9 protein-coding genes are annotated in these 7209 nt (G+C 30.5%); 6 read left to right on the top strand and 3 right to left on the bottom strand.

Annotated elements, in window-relative coordinates; all coding sequences use genetic code 11:
* Positions 1 to 229: 229 nt before the first annotated feature.
* Both K1X44_05585 and K1X44_05580 read right to left on the bottom strand, forming a co-directional pair.
* Positions 230 to 877 carry a DUF1109 domain-containing protein gene (locus tag K1X44_05585; GenBank protein ID MBX7146762.1) on the bottom strand — a complete coding sequence of 216 codons (648 nt, stop codon included), beginning with the start codon at positions 875 to 877 and terminating at the stop codon, positions 230 to 232.
* Positions 864 to 1394, bottom strand: coding sequence for a sigma-70 family RNA polymerase sigma factor (locus tag K1X44_05580; GenBank protein MBX7146761.1), 531 nt, complete (start codon positions 1392 to 1394; stop codon positions 864 to 866). The genes K1X44_05585 and K1X44_05580 overlap by 14 nt, the downstream gene beginning before the upstream one ends.
* A gap of 246 nt (positions 1395 to 1640) precedes the next feature.
* Here K1X44_05580 and msrB point away from each other — a divergent pair, with 246 nt between their 5' ends.
* Genes msrB through K1X44_05565 form a run of 3 tightly spaced genes read left to right on the top strand, consistent with a single transcriptional unit; the run spans position 1641 to position 4055 of the window.
* Positions 1641 to 2138, top strand: a complete 498-nt coding sequence (msrB, locus tag K1X44_05575; protein ID MBX7146760.1) for a peptide-methionine (R)-S-oxide reductase MsrB — start codon at positions 1641 to 1643, stop codon at positions 2136 to 2138.
* Between the two features lie 3 nt (positions 2139 to 2141).
* On the top strand, positions 2142 to 3791 hold the full coding sequence (locus tag K1X44_05570; GenBank protein ID MBX7146759.1) for a cytochrome c biogenesis protein DipZ: 1650 nt from the start codon (positions 2142 to 2144) through the stop codon (positions 3789 to 3791).
* 3 nt (positions 3792 to 3794) lie between these two features.
* Positions 3795 to 4055 carry a DUF2282 domain-containing protein gene (locus K1X44_05565; protein MBX7146758.1) on the top strand — a complete coding sequence of 87 codons (261 nt, stop codon included), beginning with the start codon at positions 3795 to 3797 and terminating at the stop codon, positions 4053 to 4055.
* Positions 4056 to 4064: 9 nt separating this feature from the next.
* Here K1X44_05565 and K1X44_05560 read toward each other — a convergent pair whose 3' ends face one another.
* Entirely contained in the window at positions 4065 to 4982 is a 918-nt protein-coding gene (locus K1X44_05560; protein ID MBX7146757.1) for a LysR family transcriptional regulator, read from the bottom strand.
* Positions 4983 to 5227: 245 nt separating this feature from the next.
* Between K1X44_05560 and K1X44_05555 the strand changes: the two genes are divergently transcribed.
* Genes K1X44_05555 through K1X44_05545 form a run of 3 tightly spaced genes read left to right on the top strand, consistent with a single transcriptional unit; the run spans position 5228 to position 7199 of the window.
* Positions 5228 to 5518 carry a DUF2282 domain-containing protein gene (locus K1X44_05555; GenBank protein ID MBX7146756.1) on the top strand — a complete coding sequence of 97 codons (291 nt, stop codon included), beginning with the start codon at positions 5228 to 5230 and terminating at the stop codon, positions 5516 to 5518.
* A complete protein-coding gene (locus K1X44_05550) occupies positions 5515 to 6825 on the top strand; it encodes an adenylate/guanylate cyclase domain-containing protein (GenBank protein ID MBX7146755.1) in 1311 nt (436 codons plus the stop codon). Before K1X44_05555 ends, K1X44_05550 begins: the two co-directional genes overlap by 4 nt.
* Positions 6822 to 7199, top strand: coding sequence for a DUF3307 domain-containing protein (locus tag K1X44_05545; GenBank protein ID MBX7146754.1), 378 nt, complete (start codon positions 6822 to 6824; stop codon positions 7197 to 7199). The genes K1X44_05550 and K1X44_05545 overlap by 4 nt, the downstream gene beginning before the upstream one ends.
* The last annotated feature ends 10 nt before the right edge of the window (positions 7200 to 7209 follow it).

Raw genomic sequence — 7209 nt, 5'->3', positions numbered from 1 at the left:
TACTATGCATTTGGTAATTGACATTCGCAAGTCAAAAAAACTTTGGTGGATCGCTTTTGTTATTCTATTACAATACCTCAATTAACATTCGAAAATTTAGAAACACCATCCCATCCGCACCACCATTATAACATATGAATAAATAAAACGTTTTAATTTTTATTAAACATAAAAATTTATTTTACTTTAAATAATATATATAAAATAATTGATTAGAGCAAAAAACTAATTACCAATATAAACGATTTTTTCCAAACCATTTACCAATTAATCCTAATATACCAACTGGTAATACATAATAAAATAATATATAAAATGGGCTATCTTGGGTGCAATGAAACGCATATGCGGTAGCTGCGATCAAACCTGATAATAAACCTGCATATATGCCAGTATGCGTGGCATTTTCAGGGGCACTTTTTTTAATCCAAAGATTCCATAGAAATGCTAAAATAATACAACCACCTATTATAATGATTCCAAAACAAAAAGGTGCTTTGGGATCAGTAACAGCTGATATAAAATTTGATAAAGTAAAATTAAATAAAGTTTGAATAAATAAAATTGTAAAAAAAACTGCTGATATAATAAAAGGTATAAAATATATTTTTTTAATGGTACGTCCAGGCAAGCATGACGTAGCTAATAATAAAAGACACGAAAGAGCAGGTAGAAAAAAAATACTAGGTTTCCATATTAATGTTCCCGATTGAAATGCATATATATAATCTGGACGTATTTTCATAACTGAAAGAATAATTACGAGTATGGTTATAAAAGATATAAGTACAAAAATACTAAGTTGACGAAATGTCATACTTTGTTTAGGTACAAGATCATGAACAAGTTTATCAATAATTGGATCAAATGTTGTCATTTTTTTCTTCTTTAACAATTTTGTTAAGGTGTTTAAGTCCACGATGAATCATAACCTTAATTAACGAAGAGCTATAACCAGTTTTTTGTGATGCTTGTTCTATAGTCATTTCTTTTAATTTAACTAAATCAATTACCTCGGCTTGTTTTGCTGGGATTTTTTGTAATAATTTAATTATATCCGAACTAATAGTTATATCTGAATCTAAAATGGGAACTTCGATCTCTTTATCAAGAGCTACTTCTTGATGACGATATATTTTACGCAGATAGTCTATCCAGCGATGTTTTGCAATTGTTATCAACCATGGCATAAAGGGTTGACTAGGATTATAAGTATGACGCTTTTCATGAAGGGTGATCATTGTTTCTTGTACTAAATCTTCTACTACGGCGGATGGGACGCGCTTAGTAAAAAAAGCCATAAGCCAAGGTTGTAAAGCTATTAAAAGCTGTTTATATGCTTTTTTATCACCAGTTAATGTTAAACGCATCCAATCGTCCCATTGGTTCTTCATATACTTACGACCCAATGAAGTAATAGGTTACAGTATGGTAATAAAAAAAAATCAAATAAGATGTAACCTTTATTTAATATGAAACGTACTTCAATATATAATCTAATGATTTATCAACTCATTAATAATAAAAATAACGATATTAGAAATAATAAATCATTAGAATGATTAGAAACTATAATCGGAAAACTAACTAATGAAAAGATGTAAATAACAGTATGAAAAAAATGATTAAAGGTCAATAAAATGGATAGACGTTTCTTTCTATATTTGGGATTGAATACTATAAGTTTTTTGGCCTTTACTCACTTTTTTATTAAAAAGCAAGGCTTGGCATTTGAGCATGCTTTTACAAAACTTGTAAAATCCGATGAAGAATGGAAAACAATTTTAACAGCTGAACAATATAATATATTGCGACAGGAAGGAACAGAAATACCTTTTACAAGTTCTTTAAATAAAGAAAAACGGGAAGGAATTTATGTTTGTGCTGCATGTGATTTAGAATTGTTTACATCAAGTAAAAAATACGATAGCGGTACAGGATGGCCTAGTTTTTTTGATTATATAGAAAATTCTCTTGAAACTAAATCTGATTATAATTTGCTTATCCCCCGTATTGAGTATCACTGTGCCCGTTGTGGCGGACATCAAGGTCATGTTTTTGATGATGGCCCACAACCAACCGGCTTAAGATATTGTAATAATGGGCTTGCACTTAAATTCTTACCAAAGAAGATTTAAAATATGTCATTATTTATTGAACCAATTTTAGCTTTTTTTGAAGGTATGGCATTAATTATTTCGCCATGTATTTTACCTATATTACCTTTGGTTTTATCTGCGTCAATTGATGGGGGCAGGAGGCGACCATTTGGTATTATTATAGGTTTTTCTATAGCTTTTAGCTTATTTACATTTGCATCTAGAAAATTGGTCAATTTATTAGGTATTCAACCAGAAATAATTCAATATGTTTCATTAATTTTAATTGCTTTATTTGCTCTTATACTTTTATCAAATAAACTGTCTGAAAAATTTAATTTATATACACAAAATATTGCAAATATAGGTGGGAAAGTATCTGGACCCAATAACCAAGATGGATTGATGAGTGGAATTATTGTTGGCTCTTTAATTGGTTTAGTTTGGCTGCCATGTGCTGGTCCTATATTAGCTGTTGTATTAGTACAAATTATCCGTCAGCAAACAGATTTCCAAAGTTTTCTGATTATTTTATTTTTTGCTATTGGTTCCGGTGTTCCAATGCTTATTATTTCTTTAATAGGGAGAAAAGTAATGAAAAAAATTAATTTCTTTACAAAACATGCAACCAAGATTCGTAAAGTTTTTGGTATTATAATTTTATTATCTATTGTTTTTATTGTAACCAATACACAAGCCCAATTTTTATTTAGCTCAGATAAAAAAACAATGGAACAGTCTTCATCGGGATTACAAGATGCTTTGGATAAACCATATCCAGCACCAGCATTTTCAGATATCCAAGGTTGGATTAATTCAAACCCCTTAGAAATTTCTGGGTTAAAAGGTAAGGTTGTTTTGATTGATTTTTGGACATATTCCTGTATCAACTGTATCAGAACTTTACCTTATATTACGAAATGGGATCAGAAATATCGTGATAAAGGTTTGGTTATTATTGGTGTGCATTCACCTGAATTTGAATTTGAAAAGAATATCAATAATGTGAAAGCTGCAGTTTTAAGCAATAATATTAAATACCCTGTTGCTTTGGACAGTAATCTTGGAACATGGATTAATTTTAACAATAGTTATTGGCCAGCACATTATTTAATTGATAAAAATGGACAGGTTGTTTATACGCATTTTGGTGAAGGTAAATATGATGTAACTGAAAATAACATACGCTTTTTACTTGGTATGGATAAAGCAACAACTGATAATACAGAAACATCAAATTTCAATTTTGAACAAACACCTGAAACCTATTTGGGATTTGCACGTGCTGAAAGATATGTTGGGGAACAATTACCTGTAAAAAATACATCAGCAAAATATGAGTTTCCTATAAATATTTCAAATAACAGTTGGGCTTTGGAAGGTAATTGGAAAATTGAGGATGAGAAAATAACATCAACAGATAAAAATGCATCTTTACGTTTAAATTTTAAAGCAAAAAAGGTATTTCTTGTTCTGGGAACAGCAAATGACAAACCTATTGATGTAAAAATTCTTTTCAATAACAAAGTGATTAATGATATGGCAGGTAAAGATGTCCATAATGGTATCATAACAGTTAACCAACACACATTATATGAATTAATCAATCAACCAGAATTTAAATCTGGATTTTTAGAAATTCAATCATCAGAACCTGGTTTAGAGGCTTATGCCTTTACTTTCGGAGGATAAATTATGCCAAAATTAGATCAAAAATTAACTCTTACAATTTTAACAATAGCGGTCGCGACTTTTTCTATTTCGTCTTATGCGAATGATAAAATAGGAACAGAACAATGTTATGGAATTGTAAAAGCTGGTAAAAATGATTGTAAGACTGGCATGCATAGTTGTGCTGGACAATCAATAAAAGACGGCGAAGGTTTTATTAATGTACCAAAAGGATTATGCGAAAGATTGGTAGGTGGTTCACTTAAACCCAAAATTAACTCTTAAATGACATTTCTATGCCGATATAGATTTGATCCAATTGGTATTGGATAGAGATTGATGCCAATTATGATGGGTAATATAGTCCAAAAAACTTTTTATGGATAAAGTATTTTCTTTATTCGTAATAGTAATAGCTTGTACCTCCCGTGTTAATGGTTGATCAGCAAGAGTCGCATATGATAATCCTGCAAATAAACAACTATTGAGAGGCATAAAGGTAATTCCCATACCTGCATTAATCATTTGGATTATCCAATCTTCGCGTTCTGTTGCATGTTTTACAGGTAATGAAATTTTAAGATTATCCAACAAATCATCTATATAATTTGTATATTCGCAATTTTTACGTGCCACATAATTTTCACCATCTAAATCTTTTAATGAAAGATTCCTTTGCCCACTTAAAGGGTGTTTAGATGGACATGCAATAACAAAATCTTCTTTATATAAGAAAGTACTCGTGAACCGTTTAGAAAATTCATAAGGTGATGCCATAAGAGCTAGATCAATTTCTTCTCTATCCAAATCATTGACTAATTTTTCTAATGTACCTTGCTCAAAATGTAATTCAATATTGGGATGTTTATCTTGAAATTCAGTTAAAATAGGTATTAAGGGTTCAAAAGCCAATGTACACATAATACCAACTGTTAATTTAATTGTTTGATTGGATAAAAATTTTTTAGCTTGTTCTTGAGCTTGCTTAGCAGAATTATAAAGTTCGGCCAGATGCGGTTGCATAATATGCCCAAGCTCCGTAAGTTGCACAGAATTTTTAGTGCGATTAAATAACCTACCTCCTAAAACTTCTTCAAGTTTTTGTATAGCTTTAGTTAATGAAGGTTGGGTGATAAAGCATTTCTCTGATGCTTTTGTGAAATTTAATGTCTCGCAAACAGCCAGAAAATAACGGATTTGATACATTTCCATGTAACTATTCTCTATTCCATAAAATATTAATAAAGAGAGCTTAAATATTATAAGTCTATTATAGGTTATAGACTAATAAATATTTTTTATTATACGGTTTTTAAGTTTATAATTCCAATAACTTTTATCTATTAATTGATAAAAAAATAAATTAAAAAATGATTTTTCTTTAATTTAAATTTATATTACTATTATTGTAATTAGTTATTAAACAACTAACAAAGCTACATAATATAATATGAAAAATGAACAAAACATCTCTTAATACTTTGGTTATTACTGGGGCTGTTATAGCTATTGCAATTGCTGTAAATCAAACAGTACGTTTCTCAGCCCTGAATAATAAACAAGAGGCACGTGAACGTTGTTATGGAATAGCAAAAGCAGCACAGAATGATTGTGGAACTCCAAAACATTCTTGTGCAGCACAATCAGACAGAGATGGTGATCCAGAAAGTTGGATTATGGTTCCCAAAGGATTATGTGAAAAATTAATTTTGGGTATCAAACAAATGAATGAAGAAGAAATGTTGTGAAACAATCTTTAACACTTCCTTCTCGTGTTCAAAATGCCATAATAAAACAACAGTATCAAAGTGAAATACTTGTTGGTATAGCCCAATTATGTTTGGTTATATTCCTTGCTGTTCTTTATATTTTGTCGCCTACTGGGTATTCACCTGATGCACCTGTAAAAGCAGTGCCATTAGGATTATCTTTGTTTTCAATTTTTGTATTGTTGCGTCTTTATTTTTTGATAACAGGCCAATTAAAATCGTGGCTCATTGGTTTTTTTGCAATCATTGAAATGGCTATATTAATTGGAACTATTTGGGTCTATCATATTCAATATGAACAGCCAGCACTTATTTATTTAAAAAACACGGTATTTCTTTATGTATTTATTTTGATAGCCTTACGTGCTTTACGTTTTGAAGCATTATGGGTAATTTTATCGGGGTTAGTGGCAGTAGTTGGTTGGCTATTATTGTTAGGGTATGCTTTTTATACAGCTAATGATAATATTTTAACATGGGATTATGTTACATATGCTACAACAGGTAAAGTTCATTTAGGAAGTGAATTTGATAAAATTTTATCTGTTTTGGTTGTTACTTTTATTCTAACTTTGGTATTAATTCGTGCCAGGCGTATTTTGATACAATCTACTGTGCAAACACAAGCAACCGCAGATTTATCGTTATTTTTTGATCACGATGTTGTTAAACGTATTACGCATGCAGATAATGCCGTCATGGCAGGTCAAGGTGAATTAAGGAAAGCTGCAATTTTGTTTACAGATTTGCGGGGGTTTACCCAAGCTTCAATAAATATGTCACCAAGTGAATTAATTACATTATTAAGTGAATATCAACGTTTAATTATTCCGATTGTTCGTCAATATAATGGAAGTATTGATAAATTTATGGGAGATGGAATTTTAGCTAGTTTTGGTGCAGTGACCACATCTATGACTTATGCTGCGGATGGATTTAAAGCTGTAGATAACATTATGCAGGCTGCATATCTTTGGGGTCAAGAACGTAAGCAAAAAGGATTACCTATATTTAATATTGGTGCAGGTCTCGCAATAGGTGAGGTTGTATTTGGAACAATTGGGGATGAAAAAAGATTAGAATATACGGTTATTGGTGATACTGTAAATCTTGCAGCAAAGCTTGAAAAATATAATAAAACTTTGCAAAGCAATGCTTTATCTACAAAAAATGCTTTAGAGATTGCTCAGGCTCAAGGTTATAAAACGGATAGTGAAAAAAATATTTATATTAATCAAATTATACATGGGGTATCCGAACCTCTGGATTTAGTTGTATGGAAATGAAGTCCGAGCAGATTTTAATATTTCTGACATTTCTAATTATAAAACATTTTATATGTGATTTTGTTTTACAGACAAGTTATCAATATTTGAATAAACATAAATATGGTCATCCCGGTGGATTACTCCATGCAACTATTCATGGATTTGGTACGTTTTGTGTTTTTGTGTGGTGGTCTGCGCCAATAGCCATAGTTATTACTTTTGTTGATAGCATTGTTCATTATCATATTGATTGGGCTAAGGCATATTTAACACGTTATATAAGTTGTAATGCAACTATGGGCCGTTTTTGGATATTATTTGGGATCGATCAACTCTTACATTATTTGACCTATATTGGAATTATAGCTGTTTTATTAACAGATATTTTTTAATCCAAATTTG

This window comes from Alphaproteobacteria bacterium (assembly GCA_019695395.1).
GTDB lineage: Bacteria > Pseudomonadota > Alphaproteobacteria > JAEUKQ01 > JAIBAD01 > JAIBAD01.
This window is presented reverse-complemented; position numbering and strand designations above follow the sequence as displayed.